The organism is Micromonospora palythoicola (assembly GCF_036689795.1).
GTDB classification, from domain to species: domain Bacteria; phylum Actinomycetota; class Actinomycetes; order Mycobacteriales; family Micromonosporaceae; genus Micromonospora; species Micromonospora palythoicola.
In genome coordinates this window covers 1-20,642 of the sequence record NZ_JBAGKI010000013.1, presented here as the reverse complement: position 1 = coordinate 20,642, position 20,642 = coordinate 1, and the positions used below count along the sequence as shown (strand labels likewise).

Sequence of the window (20,642 nt, the reverse complement as noted above, 5' to 3'; positions counted from 1 at the left end):
GGAATCGGACGCAAACGAGCAGAGCCGGCCGCCGACCGGTGTTCGTCAGGCGGCGGCCAGGGCGGGGTTGACCGAGTCGGGCGCCCAGCGGGAGCGGTGGCAGCGCGACCAGCCCCGGCAGCGCGGGTCCGCCTCGGTGCACAGCCGGCGGTCGCTGAGCACCTCGCCGTCGTCGGTCTCCCGCACGTCGAAGTGCACCGGGCGGATGCTGCCGTCGGGAGCGACCAGCAGGTGCCGTGTGTCGTCGAGCGTGTCGTCCCGCAGCAGGCAGTTGCGGCCGAGCAGCCGGGCCAGCGCCGCGATGCTGGGCAGCTCGGGCAGCTCGTCCGGTACGCCGTAGCAGTCCACGATCGTGGCGAACTCCCCCGGCGCCTGCCAGACGTCGCAGACCACCGCGTACGTCGGCAGCCGCAGCGGATCAGCCACCGCCAGTGGCATCACCACCCGACCGAGCGCGTCGGCCAGCGCCGGGTAGACCTCCACCGGTCGTACCTGGTCGATTCTCCAGTTCCACAGCTCGGTCATGCCGTCTCCTCGCTGTGCTCGTCCCCACCGGCCTCCGGATCGGGCCTTACGACGATGGTGGGGGGCATTTGCCCCCAGCCGGGGGCAAGTTACCGGTCTGTGACCATTCTGGCCCAAATTTCCCAGAGCATCGTCGCTCCAGGTAGCGGGAAGATGACAGTTTATCGGGTATGGTGCGCGTTCCCACGCAGCGGCACGCGACCTCGTACCACCGCGTTCAGCGCAGGACGACCCGGTGCTCGCCGGGGGGCAACAGCTCACCGATCACCGGGGCGCCGGGTATCTCCCCGGCGATCAGGAGCCCGCCCGAGGTCTGTGCGTCGACCAGCAACAGCGCGTCCTGCTCGGACGCCGCGCCGAAGTCCGTCCACGGGGTCACCCACTCCAGGTTGCGGCGGGAACCACCGCTGACGTACCCGTCCCGGACCGCCTCCCGGGCACCGTCCAGATACGGCACCCGGGCGGTGTCGATCGCCACCGTGACCCGGCTCGCCCGGGCCAGCTTCGAGGCGTGCCCGAGCAGACCGAAACCGGTCACGTCGGTGCCGCAGTGCACCCCGGCCGCCACCGCCGCCCGCGCGGCGTCCCGATTGAGGGTGGTCATCGCCGCCACCGCTGCCGGGAAGCTGTCGCCGGTGCTCTTGTGGCGGGTGTTGAGCACCCCGACGCCGAGCGGTTTGGTGAGCGACAGCGGCAGACCGGCCCGCCCGGCGTCCAGGGTGATCATCTCGCCCGGCCGGACCAGCCCGGTCACGGCCAGGCCGTACTTCGGGCCGTCGTCGTCGACGCTGTGCCCGCCGGCCAGGTGGCAGCCCGCCGCGCGGGCCACGTCCAGGCCACCGCGCAACACCTCGCGGGCCAGTTCCAGCGGCAGCACCTCGCGCGGCCAGCAGAGCAGGTTGAGCGCCACCAGCGGGCCGCCGCCCATCGCGTACACGTCGGACAGCGCGTTGGTGGCGGCGATCCGACCCCAGTCGTACGCGTCGTCGACCACCGGTGTGAAGAAGTCCGCCGTGGTCACCAGGCCGGTGCGCTCGTCCAGCCTCACCACCGCGGCGTCGTCGCCATGGTCGAGCCCGACCAGCAGGTCGGCGGTGCCGGCAGCGGGGCCGAGGCCGGCCACCATCGCCTCCAGCTCGCCGGGCGGGATCTTGCAGGCGCACCCGCCGCCACGGGCGTACCGGGTCAGCCGCACGGGCTCGGTCATCTCCTCATGATCTCCGTCACCGGGGCGGGACGCCAGCCGGGTGGGTCAAATTCGGACGCCGGAGTCGGATCATCCATGGTGTTACCGCTCCGTGACCATCTGAGTTGTGTTCCGCCACTTCACCCCGCCTACAGTGGCCGCTACCGGGGGTCGACCGACTCCCGACAGCGACGAGGAGGACAGACGACGTGGCGACGGGCGAACCGCTCATCGTGCTGGACTCGGTCAACAAGTGGTTCGGGCCGCTGCACGTACTCGACGACGTCTCGCTGTCGGTGGGCCGGGGCGAGGTGGTCGTGGTGATCGGCCCCTCCGGCTCCGGCAAGTCGACCCTGTGCCGCACCATCAACCGGCTGGAGCCGATCAACTCCGGCACCATCACCTTCGACGGGCAGGCGCTGCCGGCCGAGGGCAAGGCCCTGGCGAGACTGCGCAGCGAGGTCGGCATGGTGTTCCAGTCGTTCAACCTCTTCGCGCACAAGACGATCCTGGAGAACGTCACCCTCGGCCCGATCAAGGTCCGCAAGGAGAAGCCGGCGGCGGCCCGCGAGCGAGGTCTCGCCCTGCTCGACCGGGTCGGCATCGCCAACCAGGCCGACAAGTACCCGGCCCAGCTCTCCGGCGGCCAGCAGCAGCGCGCCGCGATCGCCCGCGCGCTGGCCATGCAGCCCAAGGCGATGCTCTTCGACGAGCCCACCAGCGCGCTGGACCCGGAGATGGTCGGCGAGGTGCTGGACGTGATGACCTCGCTGGCCCGCGACGGCATGACCATGGTCGTGGTCACCCACGAGATGGGCTTCGCCCGGCACGCCGCGAACCGGGTCATCTTCATGGCCGACGGCAAGCTCGTCGAGGACGCCGCTCCGACGGAGTTCTTCGCGAACCCGCGCAGCGAGCGCGCCAAGGACTTCCTCTCCAAGATCCTCACCCACTAGGCGTCCGGTAGTGGGGCGGGCCGTGACCCGGCCGGCTCCAGTCGAAGAAGGAGATCAGGTATGCGAATGAAGCGGATGGCGGCGGTTGCCGCCGTTGCCGGCCTCGCGGTCGCGATGACCGCCTGCGGCGGGGACAGCGACGAGGGCGGCTCCGGCACGGGCGCCGGTGGCATCGTCGGCAAGGCGGAGAGCCAGGACAAGCTGGTCATCGGCGTCAAGGCCGACCAGCCTGGCCTGGGTCTGCAGACGGGCAGCCAGTACGAGGGCTTCGACATCGAGATCGCGAAGATCATCGCGAAGGGCCTCGGCGTCGAGGAGAGCGGCATCGAGTGGAAGACCACCGTGTCGGCCAACCGGGAGCCCTTCATCGAGCAGGGCACCGTCGACCTGGTGGTGGCCACCTACACCATCAACGACGAGCGCAAGCAGAAGGTCAACTTCGCCGGACCGTACTACATCGCCGGCCAGGACCTGCTGGTCAAGGCGGACTCCACGCTCACCGGCCCGGACCAGCTGGCGGGTAAGACGGTCTGCTCGGTGACCGGCTCGACGCCGGCCAAGCGGATCACCGAGAACTACCCGGACGCCAAGCTGCAGCAGTTCGACGCGTACTCGAAGTGCCTGCCGCTGCTGGAGAACGGCCAGGTCGACGCGGTGACCACCGACGACATCATCCTCGCCGGCTACGCCGCGCAGGACCAGTACGCCGGCAAGTTCAAGGTGGTCGGCAACACCTTCTCCGACGAGCCCTACGGCATCGGCCTGAAGAAGGACGACACCGACGGCTGCGAGAAGGTCAACGAGATCCTCAAGGCCGCCGCCGAGGACGGCAGCTACAAGGCCGCCTGGGACGCCACCCTGGGCAAGAGCGGCACCCCCGCGCCCGAGCTGGACACCACCAAGATGACCCACTGCGGCGCTGTCTGACCGGTACCGGAGCCGGCACCCGTAACGGGTGCCGGCTCCGGCCTGTCACCGGCCCTCATCACGTGCCCCGGGAGCCGAAGCATGGACGTATTCACCGATCCGGAGAACTTCGACGCATTCGTGTCGGGCTTCGTCTGGATCCTCAAGCTGACCGGCGCGTCCGCGGTCTGCGCGCTGGTCATCGGCGTGCTGCTGGCCGCGATGCGGGTCTCCCCCGTACCCGTGTTGCGCGGCTTCGGCGCGGCCTGGGTCAACATCTTCCGCAACACCCCGCTGACCCTGGTCGTCTTCTTCTGCTACTTCGGGCTGTACGCCACCCTCGGGCTGAGCCTGTCCCAGGAGCTCGACGTCAACATCTACTGGCTCGGTGTGATCGGCCTGTCGACCTACACCGCCGCCTTCGTCTGCGAGGCGGTGCGCTCGGGCATCAACACCGTGCCGACCGGCCAGGCCGAGGCGGCCCGGGCGATCGGGCTGTCGTTCGCACAGACGCTGCGGATCGTGGTGCTGCCGCAGGCCGCCCGCTCGGTGATCGCGCCCTTCGGCAGCATCCTGATCGCGCTCTGCAAGAACGCCACGATCGTCGGCACCATCGGGCTCGTCGAGGCCTCCAGCGTCATGAAGGACCTGCTCAACAGCTACGGTAACGCCGTCATTCTGATCTTCCTGGTCTTCGCCGGCACGTTCGCCGCACTGCTCATCCCCACCGGCTACTTCTTCGGCTGGCTGGCCAACCGACTGGCGGTGAAGCGCTGATGAGCACCAGCAACGTCCTCTACGACCACCCGGGGCCCCGGGCCAAGGTACGCAACGCGGTGCTCAGCGTCGTCTTCGGCGTCGCGCTGCTCGCCCTGCTCTACTGGATCTACACGAAGTTCGACCAGGCGAACCAGTGGGAGCCCCGGCTGTGGGAGCCGTTCACCCGGTCGGCCACCTGGACCCAGTTCATCCTGCCGGGCCTGTGGGCGACCCTGAAGGCGGCCGGCGTCGGCATGGCGCTGTCGCTCGCCTTCGGCATCGTCTTCGCCTTCGGCCGGCTCTCCGACCGCTGGTGGATCAGCGTGCCGGCCGGCATGGTGGTGGAGTTCTTCCGCGCGGTACCGCTGCTGCTGATGATCTTCTTCATCTTCTACGGCGTGCCGTTCCTCATCCAGGGCCCGGTCACCGCCTTCTGGGCCGTGGTGATCGGCCTGACCCTCTACAACGGCTCGGTGCTCGCCGAGGCGTTCCGGGCCGGCATCCGAGCCGTGCCCGGCGGGCAGTCCGAGGCGGCGTACGCGATCGGCATGCGCAAGAACCAGGTGATGCGGATGATCCTGCTCCCGCAGGCCGCCCGCGCCATGCTGCCGATCATCGTCAGCCAACTGGTGGTGCTGCTCAAGGACACCGCGCTCGGCTACATCGTGGCCTACCCGGAGCTGCTCCAGCGCGGCGTCAACGACCTCTCCGCCAACTACGGCAACATCATCGCCTGCGCGATCGTCGCCGCCGTCATCTACATCGTGATCAACTCGATGCTCACCTGGTTCGCCGGCTGGCTGGACCGGCGCACCGGTGCCCGGGCCTTCCGGGTGCCGAAGCAGACCGCGCCGGCCGGGGCGGCGGACTCCACCCCCGAGGGCGGCGCCACCGTCTCCGAGCCGCAGGGCTGAGCGGTGTCAAGGAAGGGCCCCTGCTCGCCACTAGGCGTCGAGCAGGGGCCCTTCCTCAGACCTAGCGGGCGATCTCGGTGACCCGGGACTCGCGGACCACCGTCACCCGGATCTGACCCGGATAGGTCAGCTCCTCCTCGACCTGCTTGGCCACGTCCCGGGCCAGCACCGCCGCACCGATGTCGTCGACGTCGTCGGGCTTGACCATCACCCGGATCTCGCGGCCCGCCTGCATCGCGAAGACCTTCTCCACCCCGACCTTGCCGGCGGCGATCTCCTCGATCCGTTCCAGTCGCTTGACGTACGCCTCCAGGCTCTCCCGCCGCGCTCCCGGCCGCCCGCCCGAGCAGGCGTCCGAGGCCTGGGTCAGCACCGCCTCCACGGTCTGCGGCGGCACCTCGTTGTGGTGCGCCTCGATGGCGTGCACCACGTCCTCACTCTCCCCGTACTTACGGGCCACGTCCGCCCCGATGATGGCGTGGCTGCCCTCCACCTCGTGGGTGAGCGCCTTGCCGATGTCGTGCAGGAACGCCGACCGCTTGATCAACGGCACGTCCAGCCGCAGCTCGGCCGCCATCACCCCGGCGATGTGCGCGGTCTCGACCAGGTGCTTGAGCACGTTCTGCCCGTACGACGTGCGGTAGCGCAACCGGCCCAGCAGCGTGACCAGCTCCGGGTGGATCTCGGTGATGCCGACCTCCACCAGGGCGTCCTCGGCGGCCCGGTGGCAGAGCTGGTCGACTTCCTGGCGGGCCAGCTCGTGCACCTCCTCGATGCGGTGCGGGTGGATCCGGCCGTCCAGCACCAGCTTCTCCAGCGTCAACCGGCCCACCTCCCGGCGCACCGGGTCGAAGCAGGACAGCAGCACCGCCTCGGGAGTGTCGTCGATGATCAGGTTCACCCCGGTGACCGACTCGAAGGCGCGGATGTTGCGGCCCTCCCGGCCGATGATCCGCCCCTTCATCTCGTCGCCCGGCAGGTGCAACACGCTGACCACGCTCTCGGCGGTCTGCTCGCTGGCCACCCGTTGGATGGCGTCGACCACGATGTGCCGGGCCCGCTGCTCGGCGGTCGACCTCGCGTCGGATTCGATGTCCCGGACCAGCAGCGCGGCCTCCCGCTTCGCCTGGCCCTCGATCGCCTCGACCAACTCGGCCCGCGCGGCGTCCGCGGTCAACCCGGCGACCCGCTCCAACTCGCGTCGCCGCTGGTTCTCCACCTCGGCGAGATCGGCCTCCCGCTCGACAAGCGCCGCCTCACGGGCCGCCAGCGCCGCGTTGGCCGCGGTGAGCTGGCGTTCCCGCTCCGCGAGCCGCTCCACCTCCTCGGTGTGCAGCCGCTCCCGCTCGTCCATCCGGGTCGCCCGCCGCTCCACCTCGGCCGCCTGCTCCCGGGTGGTCGCGGCCAACACCGCCACCTCCCGTTCACCGCTGCGCCGGGCCGCCGTGCGCAACTGCTCGGCGTCCGCCTCGGCCTGCTTGTGCGCCCGTTCCAGCACCGTGTCCGCCTCGGCACGGGCGTCGTCGAGGACCCGACGCGCCTCCGCCCGCGCGGCCTTCGCCTCCGCCTTGGCCGCCGCCGCCTCGGCACGTGCCGCCGCCGCCGCGGACTTCGCCACGTCGATGGTGCTGTTCACCTCGTCAGCGGCCGTACGCAGGGCGGCCAGCGACTGCTCCTGCCGGTCCTTCTCCGCGACGTACGCCGGATCCTCCGGTGCCGGACGCGTCATCAACCCCCGCATCATCCGCACCCCGAACAGCACCGCGCCGAGCACCACGAGGGTCAGCACCAGCACGGCGACCAGGATGACGACGTCGAAGGCGCTCACCGGTCGGCTCCGTCCGGGCCGTCACCGGTCACCACGGCAACGGCAGCTGGACCGGGACTCTGCTCACCGTCGTCGCCGGCACCGGAATCCGCCGCGCCGGGAGCACCCGCCCCCGCGCTCATGCCGACGCTCCGTTCCGCCGCGCACCCTTGGCGGGCAGCGCCGAACAAAGCCTCACGGTCGGCCCGCTCCGCTCGCTCATGCCGGGACTCCGGTGAACCTGTGCCGCCTCGCCATGGCGCGCCTCCCCTGAACCGTCGCGCCGCAACAGCCTGCCGGGTGGGCACGCTCCTGCGACTCTGGACGCCCGACCGGAGCGCATGGCCGTGGGTTGGCTTCCTCCGCCGACGTCCTGACGGCCGTGGGCGGGCCGGGTGCAGTGTCACGCGAGCCCGGACCGGCCCGTCCGGAGCTGACGTACGCGGCCGAAGGTGCCGGCCAAAGTGATGCTGTTCTGTTACGGGATCTATGTTGTGCGCTTAGCCTGCGCTTGGTCGGGCAATGTGAGCCTTTATGGCGAGGCTAGGTCTCAACCGGCCTCCGGTCAAGAACAGATGATCAAACCACCCGGACGGAGAGAAGTTGACTCGTCACCCTCCGCCAATGAACACTCGGACGCCAGCGGGCAAAAAAGACGAACGACCGACGCCGAGTTGACTCATCGGGGCTGGTCACGTCGCGGAGGTGGGCGTCGCACCCGCGCTCGTCGCATCGCCCGCGGCCCCGGCACGGCCCGGGCGAGATCACAATTGGTGAGACAGCACGACGGCACGAACGCGCGGTCAGCGGTCGATCTCACCCTCGGCGTCGGCGAGGGCGTCGGCGTCGATCTGCTCGGCGAACTCGGCCGCCTCGGCGCTCTGCGCGGCGATCGCGTCCTTCACCGCCCGGATCGCCACGCCGGCCGGGTAGCCCTTGCGGGCCAGCATGCCGACCAGCCGCCGGAACACCGCGTCCGGCTCACCCCGGGCGGTCCGCAGTTTCCGCTCCACCAGCGCGCGGGCGGTCTCCGCCTCGGTGGTCTCGTCCAGCTCGTCCAACGCCTCGCTGGCCGTGTCGCCGTCCACGCCGCGCTGGCGCAGCTCGTTGGCCAGTGCCCGGCGCGCCAGCCCACGGCCCGCGTGCCGGCTGCTCACCCAGGCTCGGGCGAACGCGGCGTCGTCGATGATGCCGACCTCGTCGTACCGGTCGAGGACCTGGTCGGCGGTCTCCTCGGAGATGCCCCGCCGTGCCAACGCGGTGGCCAGCTCGGCACGGGTACGCGGGCGCACCGCGAGCTGCCGCAGACAGATCTCCCGAGCCACCTCGGCCTCGTCACGAGGCGCGGCTGCCGCGCCGTCGCGTGCCGAACCGCCGGCCCGTCGGGCGGAACCGGCCCCGCCCCGAGAGGTATCCCATGCCGGCGCGTCCGGAGAATCGGCCGACGCCGGGTCACCCGGGTCAGCGGGGCCTCCGGCGGCGCGGCGGCCCCGGCGGGGACGTGGTGTGGCGTCACCCGCGCGGGGCGGGCTGGCATCCCAGCCCCGCCCCGAGCGGGCACGTCGTCCTGCCACGACTCAGGATCAGAAGTCGACCGGCGGCAGCTCCGGGCCACCGGCGGCGTCGCCCGCGCCGACCCCGACGCCGAGCTTCTCCAGGATCTTCTTCTCGATCTCGGCGGCCACGTCCGGGTTCTCCCGGAGGAACTCGCGGGCCTTCTCCTTGCCCTGGCCCAGTTGGTCGCCCTCGTAGGTGTACCAGGCGCCGGACTTGCGGATGATCGACTGCTCGACACCGACGTCGATCAGCGAACCCTCACGGGAGATGCCCTTGCCGTACATGATGTCGAACTCGGCCTGCTTGAACGGGGACGCGACCTTGTTCTTCACGACCTTGACCCGGGTGCGGTTGCCGACCACGTCGGTGCCGTCCTTCAGGCTCTCGATGCGCCGCACGTCGAGCCGGACCGAGGCGTAGAACTTCAGCGCCCGCCCACCGGTGGTGGTCTCAGGGCTGTTGTGCACCATGACGCCGTCGACGAAGTAGTTGTGGTTGCCCTCGACCTCGATGTCGAACCGGTTCATCGAGCGGGTCTTCGGCTTGACCCGGACATCGACGATCCGGGCGGGCACCGGCATCAGCTCCGCCGGCACGAACTGCGGCTCGACGCCACACTGGCCACGGAAGCGCGGCAGCAGCTTGGCCTCCATCGCCACCGGCACGTAGGGGGCGACCAGTTCCTGGAACCTCGCCGACGACTCGGTGGTGAAGACGATCGACGCCGTCTGCCGAGCGCCCCGGGCGAGCAGCCTCACATCCATGCCGTACGCGTCGCGCAGATGCGCCACCAGACGATCCCGGCTGCCCTCCGCCATCGCCTCGACGCAGATCTCGATCCGGCCGGAGCCACCGGCCGTGCGCTCCTGCAAGCCCTTGGAGCGGACGGTGAAGCAACCATCGTCCATGTACCACACGGCGAGGGCGAGCGGGGTCAGCGCCTTGAGATAGTCCCAGCTGAGGTGCTTCTTGCCGTCGCCCAGGTAGACCGCGCGCTGCAGCTCGCCCAACTCCGGCAGTGGAGTGAAGTCGACGAAGGCAGCGCCCCGGGCGTCGGTGCGCCGGGAGTGGCCGATGTTGCCCAGCAGTGAGACCTTCCAGTCGAGGTAGTCGACCTGCTGTGCGCCGTGGCCGAGCCGGAAGCGGACACCGGAGCGGTCCTGGCGGTTCGGCGACAGGGCACCATCGCCCATCAGCGAGCCGAGCACGACCTGCCACTGCTGCTCGCTGAGACGGCGTGACTCGGCGAGCATCACCCGGTCACCCGCGATCAACTCGCCCGCCTCCCGCCAACCGCCGGGCGTGCGTACCAGGTGGTTGGCGGTGGCGGCGAACTGTGCCCGCCCGTTGCCACCCGACTTGGCGACGGTGAACTGGAGGAACTGCTCCGCCGGACCGTTGTTGAACCAGTTGGTGATCCGCTTCGGCTCCACCCGGTCGGTGTCCGGGTTGTAGGAGAGGACCTCGACATCCATCCGCTGGTTGACGATCTTGCCGATCTTCTCCTGCGTGCCGTCGGCCAGCGTGACCCGGGTCGAGTACGACATGCAGCCGAACATGACACCGATCTTCTCGCGGAGCTGGTTGATGAAGATCGCGGTGGTGCCGGTGTTGTTGAGCACGCCGGTGATCTTCCGCAGCGCCTGGCTCATCAGCCGGGCCTGGAGACCCACGTGGCTGTCGCCCATCTCGCCCTCGATCTCGGCGCGCGGCACCAGCGCGGCGACCGAGTCGATCACGATGATGTCGATCGCGCCGGAGCGGACCAGCATGTCCGCGATCTCCAACGCCTGCTCGCCGGTGTCCGGCTGGGAGACCAGCAGGGCGTCGGTGTCGACACCGAGGGCCCTGGCGTACTCCGGGTCGAGCGCGTGCTCGGCGTCGATGAAGGCGGCGATGCCGCCGGCCCGCTGGGCGTTGGCCACCGCGTGCAGGGCGACCGTGGTCTTACCGCTGCTCTCCGGGCCGTACACCTCGACGACCCGGCCACGGGGCAGACCGCCCACGCCGAGCGCCACGTCGAGCGCGATGGAGCCGGTCGGAATGACCGAGGTCTGGATGACCGGTCGCTCCCCCAGCCGCATCACCGAACCCTTGCCGAACTGCTTGTCGATCTGAGCGAGAGCAAGGTCGAGCGCCTTCTCCCGGTCAGGTCCTGCCGCCATCGTTGCCACCCCTGCCTTCGCCGGCGTCTTTCCTGAGCTTCGCGTCACGCGGGACACGCTAGGCGCTGGGTCCGACAGAAAACCAGCCGACTGGCCGTGGCCTGTGGACGAGCACCCCGCTGTGGACAATAGCCGAACAGGTGTACGACTCGGCAAGAGACACGCGGAAGTAACGAATCAGCTGCTCAGCGTAGCCGGGCGGGGACCCGGTCGGGGTAGGCCGCGACCACGGCACGCCACACCACGTGCGTCTCCACGCCGGCCTTGAGGGCCTGTTCGATGGTCCGCCCACCGAGTTCCGACAGCACCTGGTCGCTGGCGATGCTGGCCGCGTACGCGGGCCCGAACGCCTCGGCCAGGCGCGCCCAGAAGTCGGTCAGCCGCACGTGATCAGTCCTTCCTGTCCGGTGCACCCACCGGCACCGGACGCAACGCTAGCGCCAGCAGGGGTGCCACCGCGACCGCGGCGAGCAGGGTGAGCACGGGATAGCCCGCGAGTTGCATGACAAACCCGCTGAGTGCTCCGGCCAACGCGCCGGCCAGCCCCATGAGCAGGTCGGACAGCCCCTGGGCGCTGGGCCGCACCTCGTCCGGCACCGACTCCGACAGCAGGGTGGAGCCGGCCACCATGGTCGCCGACCAGCCGAGCCCGAGCAGGATCAGCCCGATGGTGAGCCGGGGCGTGTGGTGCCCGGCGGTGCCGGCGACCGCGCAGGCGGCCAGCAGCGTCGCGATCCCGCCGAGGATGACCGGGCGGCGGCCGAACCGGTCGGCGAGCCAACCGACCACGGGTGCCAGCGCGTACATGCCGGCGATGTGCAGGCTCAGCACCAGCCCGACCACCGGCAGCACCTCGTCGACGGCGTAGTACTCCCGCAGGTGCACCGGGGTCATCGCCATCACCGCCACCATCACCAGGTGGCCCACGGCCACGGCGGACACGCCGAGCCGGGCGGCCGGGCGGCCGCGTACCACCGACCAGGCGGCGCGCATGCCCCCGCCGCGCCGGGCCGGCGCCGCCGGTGCCGGGATCGGGCCGGCCGGGGCGAGCGCGGACGCCGCCTGGGCCGGCTCGGCGGGTGCCGGTGGCGGAGCGGGCGGGGTCGGCTCGGACGCGCCGGCCCGGGCCGCCACGAGCCGGCGCGCGGTGAGCAGCGGGTCGGGCCGCAACCACAGCAGCAGTACGCCGGCGGCGAGCACGAACGCGACGGCGCTGAACGCGAACGGGCCGGACAGTGCCGGCAGCCCCCAGCCGCTGGTGGTGCGGTCGGCGAGGGCGGCGAAGTTCGGGGCGGCCACCGCGCCGATGGTGGTGGCCCAGACGATCAGCGACAGTTGCCGGGCGCGTCGGTCCGGTTCGGCGAGGTCGACAGCGGCGTAGCGGGCCTGGAGGTTGGCGGCGGAGCCGCCGCCGAACAGGAGCATGCCGAGGAAGAGCAGCGGAACCGACCGGGTCGCCGCGGCGAGCACGACAAGCACCCCACCCAACGCCCCGACCAGGTACGCGACGGCCAGGCCGGGGCGGCGGCCGTGCCCGGTGATGATCCGGGTGACCGGGACGGCGAGCAGGGCCGCACCGACCACGGCGGCGCTCTGCGCCAGGCCGGCCACCGCGGTGCCGGCGATCTCGGCGGCGAGCAGGGCGCCGACGGCGATGCCGATGGTCACGCCGATGCCGCCGACGACCTGGGTGGTGAAGAGCAGCCGCAGGGTGCGCCGCTGGATGGGCGCGACGTCCGGGTGCGCCGGTGTGGTCGTCAGGTCAGTGGCCAACGGGAGGCTCCTTGGTAAGGGGTGACCATCCTTTCGCACCCGACCGACGGTCGGCAGCCCGGTTTTCGTCACAGCCCCAGGCCGCGGCCGATGATCTCCTTCATGATCTCCGTGGTGCCGCCGTAGATGGTCTGCACCCGGCTGTCCAGCCAGGCCCGCGCCACCGGGTACTCCGCCATGAAGCCGTAGCCGCCGTGCAACTGCACGCACCGGTCGGCGACCCGGTTCTGCAACTCCGTGGTCCACCACTTGGCCTTGGCCGCGTCGGTCACCGACAGCCGGCCGGCGTTGAACTCGGCCACGCAGTGGTTGACGAAGGTCCGCGCGATGGTGACCTCGGTGTCCAGCTCGGCGAGGAGGAACCGGTTGTGCTGGAACTTCCCGATCGGCCGGCCGAACGCCTCCCGGGTGCGGGCGTATTCGAGGGTGAGGGCGAGCAGCCGTTCGGCCGCGGCGACCGCGGCGACGGCGATGCTGAGCCGTTCCCGGGGCAGGTTGGCCATCAGGTGGTAGAAGCCGTGGTTCTCGGTGCCGAGGAGGTTGGCGACCGGCACCCGGCAGTCGTCGAAGAAGAGTTCGGCGGTGTCGTTGGCCTTCAGCCCGACCTTGGCCAGCCGGCGGCCCCGGGTGAAGCCGGCGGTCCCGGTCTCCACCGCGATCAGGCTCACGCCGTGGGCGCCCTCGTCGGCGGTACGGGCCACCACGATCACCAGGTCGGCCAGCTCACCGTTGGTGATGAACGTCTTCTGCCCGTTGAGCAGGTAGCTGTCGCCGTCGCGGACGGCGGTGGTGCGGACGCCGGCCAGGTCGGAGCCGGCGCCGGGTTCGCTCATCGCGATGGCGGTGACGAGGTCGCCGGAGCAGAACCGGGGCAGCCAGCGCTGGCGCTGCTCCTCGGTGGTCAGCTCGGTGAGGTACGGCGCGACCACGTCGTTGTGCAGGCCGAAACCGAGCCCGGAGCAGCCCGAGTTGACGATCTCCTCGACCAGGACGGCGTTGTACCGGAAGTCCCGCTGCCCGCCGCCGCCGTAGGTCTCGTCGACGTCCGGCCCGAGCAGTCCGGCGGCGCCGGCCTTCCGCCACACCTCGCGGTCGACGATGCCGTCGGCCTCCCAGCGGTCGTGGTGCGGCACGGCCTCGCGGTCCAGGAAGCGCCGGCACAGGTCCCGGAACTCGTCGTGGTCGGGCTGGTAGAGGTGCTGCTGCATGGCGGCAAGTGTGGCACCGCTCATGCGGACCGCCCAGCGGCCTCCTCCGGTCGCTGCGGGCCTGCCGGGTCGTGCGGGTGGTGATCGCCGTTCAACCGTCGGCCGAGGCGGCCAGCCCTGACCAGCACCCAGCCGGCCCAACCGACGAACGGTGGCACGAACAGGGCGTACATCACCGGCCAGGCCCGCTCCGCCCCGCCGTACCAGCCGAGCAGGATCAACCCGGCGAGCAGTGGCAGGCCCGCGACGAGCGCGAGCACCGCGCCCCGGACGCGCCAGCGGAGGTACGCCGGCAGTTCGGCGCGGAGGCTCTCGTCCTGGGGTGGTTCACCCGTCCGCAGGGCGCGGTTCAGGGCCTGCTCGTCCGCGCGGCACCGGTCGCGCTCGTCCTGGCGTCGGATCGCGTCCGGCACCGGCCCGGCACCGGACGACGTCGGCTGCTTCGCGCGCGACTGTGGCTGGACCGACACCCACAACCAGACTGGCAGCAGGAACAGGACGAACATGGCACCGGCGAGCACCGCCTCGGCCAAGGGGTCGCGGAACAGCAGCCGGAACCCGACGGCGAGCGGAATGGCGGCTGCCCACAGCACCACCAGCCGCAGGATCGGCGGGATGCGACGGAACGCCACCGGTCCGGTCCGATCACCTGCCATTTGCTGGTTCTACCCCGCCGGCAGCGCGGCCAATCTCCACTGGGGACGATCAGCGGCCGGGGCGGCCGGTCAGCGCGCGGGAGACGACGGTGAGGTCGGCGACCAGCCCGTCGTACGCCACGTCCTGGTTGTCGGCCCGGAGCACGGCGGACGGATGGATGGTGGCCAGCAGCTGGGCCGGTGGTGCGTCGGCGGCGTGGCCGGCGTTGTCGACCGGCACCTGGTGGAAGTCCTCGGGGTGCTGGGCGGCGGCCGGCCAGGGCAGCAGCTCGCCGCGCTGACGGGTGACCCGGAACGTCGGGCCGAGCAGCGCCTTCGCGGCGGTCGCCCCGAGCACCACGATCACCTCGGGGGCCAGCTGGGCGAACTCGGCGACCAGCCAGGGCCGGCAGGCGGTGATGTGCACCCGGTCGGGGGTCTGGTGGATGCGCCGCTTGCCGCGCAGCTCGAAGCGGAAGTGCTTGACCGCGTTGGTGAGGTAGATGTGTCCAGGGTCCAGGCCGGCGTCGTCGACCGCCTTGCGGAGCAGCCGGCCGGCCGGTCCGACGAAGGGCAACCCCTTCTGGTCCTCCATGTCGCCCGGCTGCTCACCGACGAAGACCACCCGGGCGCTGGCGTCGCCCCGACCGAAGACGGTCTGTGTGGCGTCCCGGTACAGCTCGCAGCCCCGGCAGCCGGTGGCGGCCGCCCGCAGCTCGTCGAGGGTGTCGGCCTGCGGCGGAATGAACCGCTGTGCGCCGGGTGCGGTGTCGGTGTCGGCCATGGCGACTGTTCTACCCGGTGTGGTGCGACCCACGCGAGCCAGCGAGAAGCGAGTCGGCCATCTTTTCCGCCCCCCGCTCAGCGCAGCCACACCCAGGAACGGCAGGTCCAGCCCGCCTTCGCCCCCGGCCAGGGCAGCAACATCGGGGAAGTTGCCGCCTCGAACCCGGCCAGGGCAGCAACATCAGGGAAGTTGCCGCGGCCGCCTCCGCGCGTCAGCGTCCGTGTGCGGGGTGGGTCAGGCGGTGAAGCCCGGTGAGGGGGTGGGGCGGGCGGCGCGGGCGACCGTGTCGGCGAGCGCCGGGATCTCCTCCTCGTGCAGGTCGCTGACGGTGATGCGCAGTCCGGGTGGGCCGGCGATCCGGTAGAGCGCGCCCGGCGCGACCACCCAGCCGGCGTCGCGCAGGACGGTCAGCGCGCTGGTCTCGTCGTCCACCGGTACCCAGACGTTGATGCCGGTGCGGCCGTGCGCGGGCAGACCACCGTCGGTGAGGGCGGTGACCAGGGCGTGACGCCGTCGTTCGTAACTCTGCGCCGCCCGGTCGACAAGGGCGGTCGTCTCCGGGTCCGCCCAGAGCGAGAGCACGAGCCGTTGCAGCACGGTGGAGACCCAGCCGGTGCCGACCCTCGCCCGGCCGGCCACCCGCGCCACCGTGGTCTCGTCTCCGGCCAGCACGGCCAGGCGCAGGTCGGGGCCGAAGGGCTTGCTCACCGAGCGGAGGAAGGCCCAGTGGGTGGTGGCTCCGGCGAGCGGGTGCAGCGGTACGCGAGCCAGTTCGGCGGCGTGGTCGTCCTCGATCAGCAGCAGGTCGGCCCGGCCGGCGAGCAGGGCGCGTAAGGCGTCGGCCCGGTCGGCGGAGAGCGCCGCGCCGGTGGGATTCTGGGCCCGGCTGGTCACGATGAGCGCTCGTGCTCCGGCGTCGAGGGCGGCGGCGACGCCCGCGACGATCGGCCCGTCGTCGTCGACGGGCATGCCGATCGGCCGTAGCCCGAGGGCGGCCAGCAGGTCGAGCAGGCCGGCCCAGCCCGGATCCTCCACGGCGACCGCGTCACCGTGGCGCAGGTGCGCGTCGAGCAGACGCTCGATGCCGTCCAGTGCGCCGCCGGTGAGGGTCAGCCCGGGCGCCGGTACCCCGTCGGCGGCCAGTCGAGCCCCGGCCGCCTCGGTCATCTCGGGCAGCACACCGAGGTCGGGGTAGCCCACGGGGTCGCCGACGGTGTCGGCGAGGACGGCCAGGTGCCGACGCAGTGGCGGCAGCAGCCGCTGGTCGGGTTGACCTCGGGACAGGTCACGCAGGCCGGGTGCGGGCGGCGGGCGCAACGCGGCTCGGCGGGCGGCGACCGGCGGGCGGGGGCGTACCCGGGTGCCGTGCCGGCCCGCGGTGACGACGAGTCCGCGACGGCGCAGCTCGGCGTAGGCACGGGAGACGGTGGCGGGGCTGACGGCCAGGTCGGCGGCGAGCGTGCGCACCGGTGGCAGTGGGTCGCCGGGGGCGAGGGCGGCGTCGCGGATGGCGGATTCGATGCTGGCCGAAATCTCGACGGCCGTCGCACCGGTGACCTGATAGCGTGCTGACACAAAGATGAGATTGTACTAGAACAAAGGTCGAGGCATGTATCCGCAGACCACCCGTACCACCGCCAGCCGTTCCCGGGACCGGATGAGCTACGACCGCGCCGCCGCGCACGCCGTGCTCGACGAGGCGTACCACTGCGCGCTCGGGTTCACCGTGAACGGTGAGCCCCGGGTGCTGCCCACCCTGCACGTGCGCGTCGGCGACACGCTCTACCTGCACGGCTCCACCGGCAGCCGGCCGCTGCTCGCGGCCCGTGCCGACGGCCTTGCGGTGTGCGTCGCGGTCACCCTGCTCGACGGGCTGGTCTACGGGCGCTCCCAGTTCCACCACAGCGCCAACTACCGGTCGGTGGTCGCGCACGGCACCGCACACCTGGTCACCGACCAGATCGAGAAGGCCGACGTGCTGACCGCCCTGGTGGAGAAGGTCGGCACCGGCCGCGCGGCGGACAGCCGACCGCCCAGCCGGCGGGAGTTGGCCGAGACCGCCGTGCTGGCGTTGCCGCTGACGGAGGTGTCGCTGCGCACCCGCACCGGCGGGGTACGCGACGACCCGGCCGATCTCGACCTGGCGCACTGGGCCGGGGTGGTGCCGCTGCGGCTGACCCACGGCCGGCCGGAGCCGGACGCCGGGGTCACCGCGCCGCTGCCGGCCTACCTGCGCCCGCGCCGCTCGCCCTGGCACGAACCGGCGGTGCTGCGCGGCGCCCACGTGCTGCTGGAGCCGCTCGACCTGGCGCACACCGACGAGTTGTACGCCGCCACCGCCGACGCCGAGGTCTGGCGGCACCTCACCCGACCGCTGCCGACCGAGCCGGGACAGGTGCGTGAGGTGATCACCGAGGCCCTCACCGACCAGCACCGGGTCGCCTGGGTGCAACGGTGCGCGGCCACCGGCGCGGTGGTCGGCTCCACCTCGTACTACGAGATCGATCCGGCGCGTCGGTCGGTGACGATCGGGCACACCATGCTCGGCCGGCCGTGGTGGCGTACCGGAATCAACACCGAGGCGAAGCTGCTGCTGCTCACCCGCGCCTTCGACGAACTCGACGCGGTGCGGGTGGTCTGGCACACCGACATCCGCAACGAGCGGTCGCAGCGCGCCATCGAGCGGCTCGGCGCGACCCGGGAGGGAGTGCTGCGGATGCACCGGTTGCGGCCGGACGGCTCCTGGCGGGACACCGTGCAGTATTCGATGACCGTCGACGAGTGGCCGAAAGCACAGGTCAGCCTGCGGGAAAGGCTTCGTGCCCAGCCCGTGTCGGCCCGATGATGTCGGACGTGCTGGGAATCACCGACCTCTGGACGTACGTGCTGGGCACCGTGGCCATCGTGCTGCTGCCCGGCCCCAACTCGTTGTTCGTCCTCTCCACCGCCGCGCGGCGTGGCGTCGGCGTCGGCTACCAGGCGGCGAGCGGCGTCTGGGTCGGTGACGCGATCCTGATGTTCCTCTCCGCCGCCGGAGTGGCGTCGCTGCTCAAGGCGTACCCGCCGATCTTCCTTGTGATCAAGTACGCGGGCGCGGCGTACCTGGGCTATGTGGGGTTGACCATGCTGCGCGGGGCGTGGCGACGCTGGCGGGACCGCAACGACCCGGCCACCCCGCGGTTGATCGACGCCGCGGAGCCGGCCGCGATGCGCAGCCCGTTCCGCAAGGCCCTGGTGATCAGTCTGCTCAACCCGAAGGCGATCCTGTTCTTCGTCTCGTTCTTCATCCAGTTCGTCGACCCGACCTATCCCTGGCCGGCGTTGTCGTTCCTGTTGCTCGGTCTGATCGCCCAGGTGACCAGCGCGCTCTACCTGACCGCGTTGATCTTCGCGGGCACCTTCCTGGCCGCCCAGTTCAGTCGGCGTCGCCGGCTGGCGGCCGGCGCGACGAGCGCGGTGGGTGCACTCTTCCTCGGCTTCGGGCTCAAGCTCGCCCAGGGGTGAGTGGCGGATGGGCGGCGACCTCACGTGCCACCGCCACCACCGCCCTCACCGCCGCCGACACCCGCGCCGCCCGCGTCGCCACCAACTGTCGGGCCGGGCGGCAGCGGCCGGTCGGGTGGACGGCTGACGTGGGCCGACTCGGGGACGGGGGCCGACCAGTCGGCGTGGGCCGCGGCGGCGGCGTGCCGGTTGATCGCCTCGCGCAGCCACCCGTCCACGGTGCTCACCCAGTCCCGCTGGTCGACGCCGACGTGCCAGATCCGGAACCGGCTGATGCTGGTGTGGGTGATTCCGGCCAGCGCCAGCCGCCGGTCGCACCAGAGGATCACCTCCAGGCCGGCGGAGTTGGTCACGAAGATCACCTCCAGCTCGGTGATCGGCCCGGCGTAGAGCGGACCGACCCAGAAGCCCCACCGCTGGTGCAGGGGCAGGGCCTGCGCCACGCCGGGTAGCCGGCCGTCGACCAGGCCGGACTGGCGGACGCGGAAGCCGAGGGTGTCCAGGGCGGCCAGGATGTGCTGCTGGGTCGGCAGCGGATGGACCAGAACCGGCACCATCGCACCCTGGTCCAGGGTGGCGTCGATCGCCACCTCGGTACGCAGCCCCATCCGCAGGCTGAGCAACGGCACCCCACCCAGCGTGGTCACCGGCGTCTCCCACGGCACCGGGAACTCGAACGGGATCGACCGGGCTCGTCCGGCCCGCAGCACCATCGCGCCCGCCACCTGGGCCTGATGGAACTGCACCAGCCGGCGGGAAGCCTCCGGGTCGTCCGGCTCGACCGTGCTGACCAGGCCGAGCCGGACGTGCCGGACCGGTACGTCGACGGAGTCGGCGATGAGGTTCACCCGCCCCGGCAGGCGCAGGCCGGGACGGGTGCTCGGGTTGGCCAGCGCGGTCTGCACCGTCAGGCCCGTTCCGCCCGATCCCGGTGACACCCCCGTCAGCCGCACCCGTTACCCCTACCTGAGCCGGCGTACCGCGCGCGGGATCGGATCGGTCTCGTCGTCGAACTCCCCGATGACCTCCTCCAGCAGGTCCTCCAGTGCGACGAAGCCGACCGGCCGGGTGGGGCCACCGCCGTTGCGGACCAGGGCGAGTTGGGACTGGCGGGCCCGCATCACGGCCACCGCCTCGGTCACGGTGGCGGTGTCGGGCAGCGTGATGGCGTCGTTCATCAGGTCCGCCGCGGTGGCGCCGGGCCGACCGGCGGTGGCCCGCACCGCCTCCCGTACGTGCACCAGACCGCAGACGTCACCGGCGGCGTCCAGCACCGCCAGCCGGGACCGGCCGCTGTCCCGGCTGACCTGCTCGATGCGGCCCGCCGGATCGTCCCGGCGCACGGTCACCATCCGGTCGAACGGTTCCATCACCTGGGCGACCGTCGTGCCCTGCAACTCCAGCATGCTGGTGAGCAGTTCGTGCTGGGCGGCACCGAGCAGCCCGTGTTCCCGGGACTGTTCGAGCAGCATGCGCAGCTCGTCCGGGCCGTGCACCTGGGCCAACTGGTCCTGCGGGTTCACCTTCACCAGCCGCAGCATGGCGTTGGCCACCGCGTTGAGCACCGACAGCACCGGGCGGGCCACCCGGGCGAAGGCCCGGAACGGCAGGGCCAACAGCAGCGCGGAGCGCTCCGGGTGGGTGATCGCCCAGGACTTCGGCGCCATCTCACCGACCACCAGGTGCAGGAAGGTGACCAGGCTCAGCGCGAAGATCAACGCGATCACGTGGCTGGCGCCGTACGGCAGGCCGACCGCGTGCAGCAGCGGACTGAGCAGCCGCTCGATCGCCGGCTCGGCCAGGGCGCCGAGGCCCAGCGTGCACAGGGTGATGCCGAGTTGCGCACCGGCCAGCATCAGCGACAGCTCACGTACGCCGTCGAGGGCGGCCCGGGCCGCCCGGGCGCCGCCGGCCCCCGCCGGGTGCCGGCGGTGACGCGGGCTGGGCCCCAGGGCGCACA

20 protein-coding genes and 2 pseudogenes are annotated in these 20,642 nt (G+C 71.7%); 6 read left to right on the top strand and 16 right to left on the bottom strand.

Going from position 1 to position 20,642, the window contains the following annotated elements:
* Positions 1 to 45: 45 nt before the first annotated feature.
* Positions 46 to 525 (bottom strand): hypothetical protein, encoded by a 480-nt coding sequence (locus V5O40_RS08275; protein WP_093410236.1) that lies wholly within the window; start codon positions 523 to 525, stop codon positions 46 to 48.
* A gap of 217 nt (positions 526 to 742) precedes the next feature.
* Entirely contained in the window at positions 743 to 1,732 is a 990-nt protein-coding gene (gene selD, locus V5O40_RS08270; RefSeq protein ID WP_332904926.1) for a selenide, water dikinase SelD, read from the bottom strand.
* 188 nt (positions 1,733 to 1,920) lie between these two features.
* On the opposite strand from selD, the gene V5O40_RS08265 reads away from it, so the two are divergent.
* From V5O40_RS08265 to V5O40_RS08250, 4 genes are all read left to right on the top strand, one after another.
* On the top strand, positions 1,921 to 2,667 hold the full coding sequence (locus V5O40_RS08265) for an amino acid ABC transporter ATP-binding protein (RefSeq protein WP_269739274.1): 747 nt from the start codon (positions 1,921 to 1,923) through the stop codon (positions 2,665 to 2,667).
* Between the two features lie 60 nt (positions 2,668 to 2,727).
* The gene (locus V5O40_RS08260; protein WP_332904925.1) at positions 2,728 to 3,594 is read left to right on the top strand and encodes a glutamate ABC transporter substrate-binding protein; all 867 of its coding nucleotides are present in this window, start codon (positions 2,728 to 2,730) and stop codon (positions 3,592 to 3,594) included.
* Positions 3,595 to 3,675: 81 nt separating this feature from the next.
* Positions 3,676 to 4,350: an amino acid ABC transporter permease gene (locus V5O40_RS08255; RefSeq protein ID WP_269739276.1), complete on the top strand. Its 675-nt coding sequence runs from the start codon at positions 3,676 to 3,678 to the stop codon at positions 4,348 to 4,350.
* Complete coding sequence (locus V5O40_RS08250; protein ID WP_332904924.1) at positions 4,350 to 5,246, top strand: amino acid ABC transporter permease; 897 nt, start codon at positions 4,350 to 4,352, stop codon at positions 5,244 to 5,246. The genes V5O40_RS08255 and V5O40_RS08250 overlap by 1 nt, the downstream gene beginning before the upstream one ends.
* A gap of 61 nt (positions 5,247 to 5,307) precedes the next feature.
* On the opposite strand, the gene rny is transcribed toward V5O40_RS08250, so the two are convergent.
* From rny to V5O40_RS08190, 12 genes and pseudogenes are all read right to left on the bottom strand, one after another.
* Positions 5,308 to 7,074: a ribonuclease Y gene (gene rny, locus V5O40_RS08245; RefSeq protein WP_332904923.1), complete on the bottom strand. Its 1,767-nt coding sequence runs from the start codon at positions 7,072 to 7,074 to the stop codon at positions 5,308 to 5,310.
* The gene (locus V5O40_RS08240) at positions 7,071 to 7,196 is read right to left on the bottom strand and encodes a hypothetical protein (protein WP_332904922.1); all 126 of its coding nucleotides are present in this window, start codon (positions 7,194 to 7,196) and stop codon (positions 7,071 to 7,073) included. Before V5O40_RS08240 ends, rny begins: the two co-directional genes overlap by 4 nt.
* 660 nt (positions 7,197 to 7,856) lie before the next feature.
* Positions 7,857 to 8,627, bottom strand: a complete 771-nt coding sequence (locus tag V5O40_RS08235; RefSeq protein WP_332904921.1) for a regulatory protein RecX — start codon at positions 8,625 to 8,627, stop codon at positions 7,857 to 7,859.
* A gap of 9 nt (positions 8,628 to 8,636) precedes the next feature.
* The gene (locus tag V5O40_RS08230) at positions 8,637 to 9,137 is read right to left on the bottom strand and encodes a hypothetical protein (RefSeq protein ID WP_269742610.1); all 501 of its coding nucleotides are present in this window, start codon (positions 9,135 to 9,137) and stop codon (positions 8,637 to 8,639) included.
* 171 nt (positions 9,138 to 9,308) lie between these two features.
* Positions 9,309 to 9,884, bottom strand: a pseudogene (locus tag V5O40_RS08225) (LAGLIDADG endonuclease); the annotation flags it as partial.
* 39 nt (positions 9,885 to 9,923) lie between these two features.
* Positions 9,924 to 10,775: pseudogene (gene recA, locus V5O40_RS08220) on the bottom strand (recombinase RecA); the annotation flags it as partial.
* Between the two features lie 185 nt (positions 10,776 to 10,960).
* Positions 10,961 to 11,161: a DUF3046 domain-containing protein gene (locus tag V5O40_RS08215; RefSeq protein WP_093410215.1), complete on the bottom strand. Its 201-nt coding sequence runs from the start codon at positions 11,159 to 11,161 to the stop codon at positions 10,961 to 10,963.
* A gap of 4 nt (positions 11,162 to 11,165) precedes the next feature.
* Complete coding sequence (locus tag V5O40_RS08210) at positions 11,166 to 12,548, bottom strand: MFS transporter (RefSeq protein WP_332904920.1); 1,383 nt, start codon at positions 12,546 to 12,548, stop codon at positions 11,166 to 11,168.
* 68 nt (positions 12,549 to 12,616) lie between these two features.
* Positions 12,617 to 13,756 (bottom strand): acyl-CoA dehydrogenase family protein, encoded by a 1,140-nt coding sequence (locus tag V5O40_RS08205; RefSeq protein ID WP_332904919.1) that lies wholly within the window; start codon positions 13,754 to 13,756, stop codon positions 12,617 to 12,619.
* Positions 13,757 to 13,776: 20 nt separating this feature from the next.
* Positions 13,777 to 14,412, bottom strand: coding sequence for a hypothetical protein (locus V5O40_RS08200; RefSeq protein ID WP_332904918.1), 636 nt, complete (start codon positions 14,410 to 14,412; stop codon positions 13,777 to 13,779).
* Positions 14,413 to 14,461: 49 nt separating this feature from the next.
* Positions 14,462 to 15,175, bottom strand: a complete 714-nt coding sequence (locus V5O40_RS08195; RefSeq protein WP_332904917.1) for a UdgX family uracil-DNA binding protein — start codon at positions 15,173 to 15,175, stop codon at positions 14,462 to 14,464.
* 237 nt (positions 15,176 to 15,412) lie between these two features.
* Entirely contained in the window at positions 15,413 to 16,753 is a 1,341-nt protein-coding gene (locus V5O40_RS08190) for an aminotransferase class I/II-fold pyridoxal phosphate-dependent enzyme (RefSeq protein ID WP_332904916.1), read from the bottom strand.
* A 34-nt stretch (positions 16,754 to 16,787) separates the two neighbouring features.
* Here V5O40_RS08190 and V5O40_RS08185 point away from each other — a divergent pair, with 34 nt between their 5' ends.
* Together V5O40_RS08185 and leuE are read left to right on the top strand one after the other, a co-directional pair.
* A complete protein-coding gene (locus tag V5O40_RS08185; RefSeq protein ID WP_332904915.1) occupies positions 16,788 to 18,023 on the top strand; it encodes a bifunctional pyridoxamine 5'-phosphate oxidase family protein/GNAT family N-acetyltransferase in 1,236 nt (411 codons plus the stop codon).
* Positions 18,020 to 18,682, top strand: coding sequence for a leucine efflux protein LeuE (gene leuE / locus V5O40_RS08180; RefSeq protein WP_269739289.1), 663 nt, complete (start codon positions 18,020 to 18,022; stop codon positions 18,680 to 18,682). The genes V5O40_RS08185 and leuE overlap by 4 nt, the downstream gene beginning before the upstream one ends.
* 20 nt (positions 18,683 to 18,702) lie before the next feature.
* On the opposite strand, the gene V5O40_RS08175 is transcribed toward leuE, so the two are convergent.
* Together V5O40_RS08175 and V5O40_RS08170 are read right to left on the bottom strand one after the other, a co-directional pair.
* Positions 18,703 to 19,635, bottom strand: a complete 933-nt coding sequence (locus V5O40_RS08175; protein WP_332904914.1) for a sporulation protein — start codon at positions 19,633 to 19,635, stop codon at positions 18,703 to 18,705.
* A gap of 9 nt (positions 19,636 to 19,644) precedes the next feature.
* Complete coding sequence (locus V5O40_RS08170; protein ID WP_332904995.1) at positions 19,645 to 20,634, bottom strand: hemolysin family protein; 990 nt, start codon at positions 20,632 to 20,634, stop codon at positions 19,645 to 19,647.
* Positions 20,635 to 20,642 lie beyond the last annotated feature (8 nt).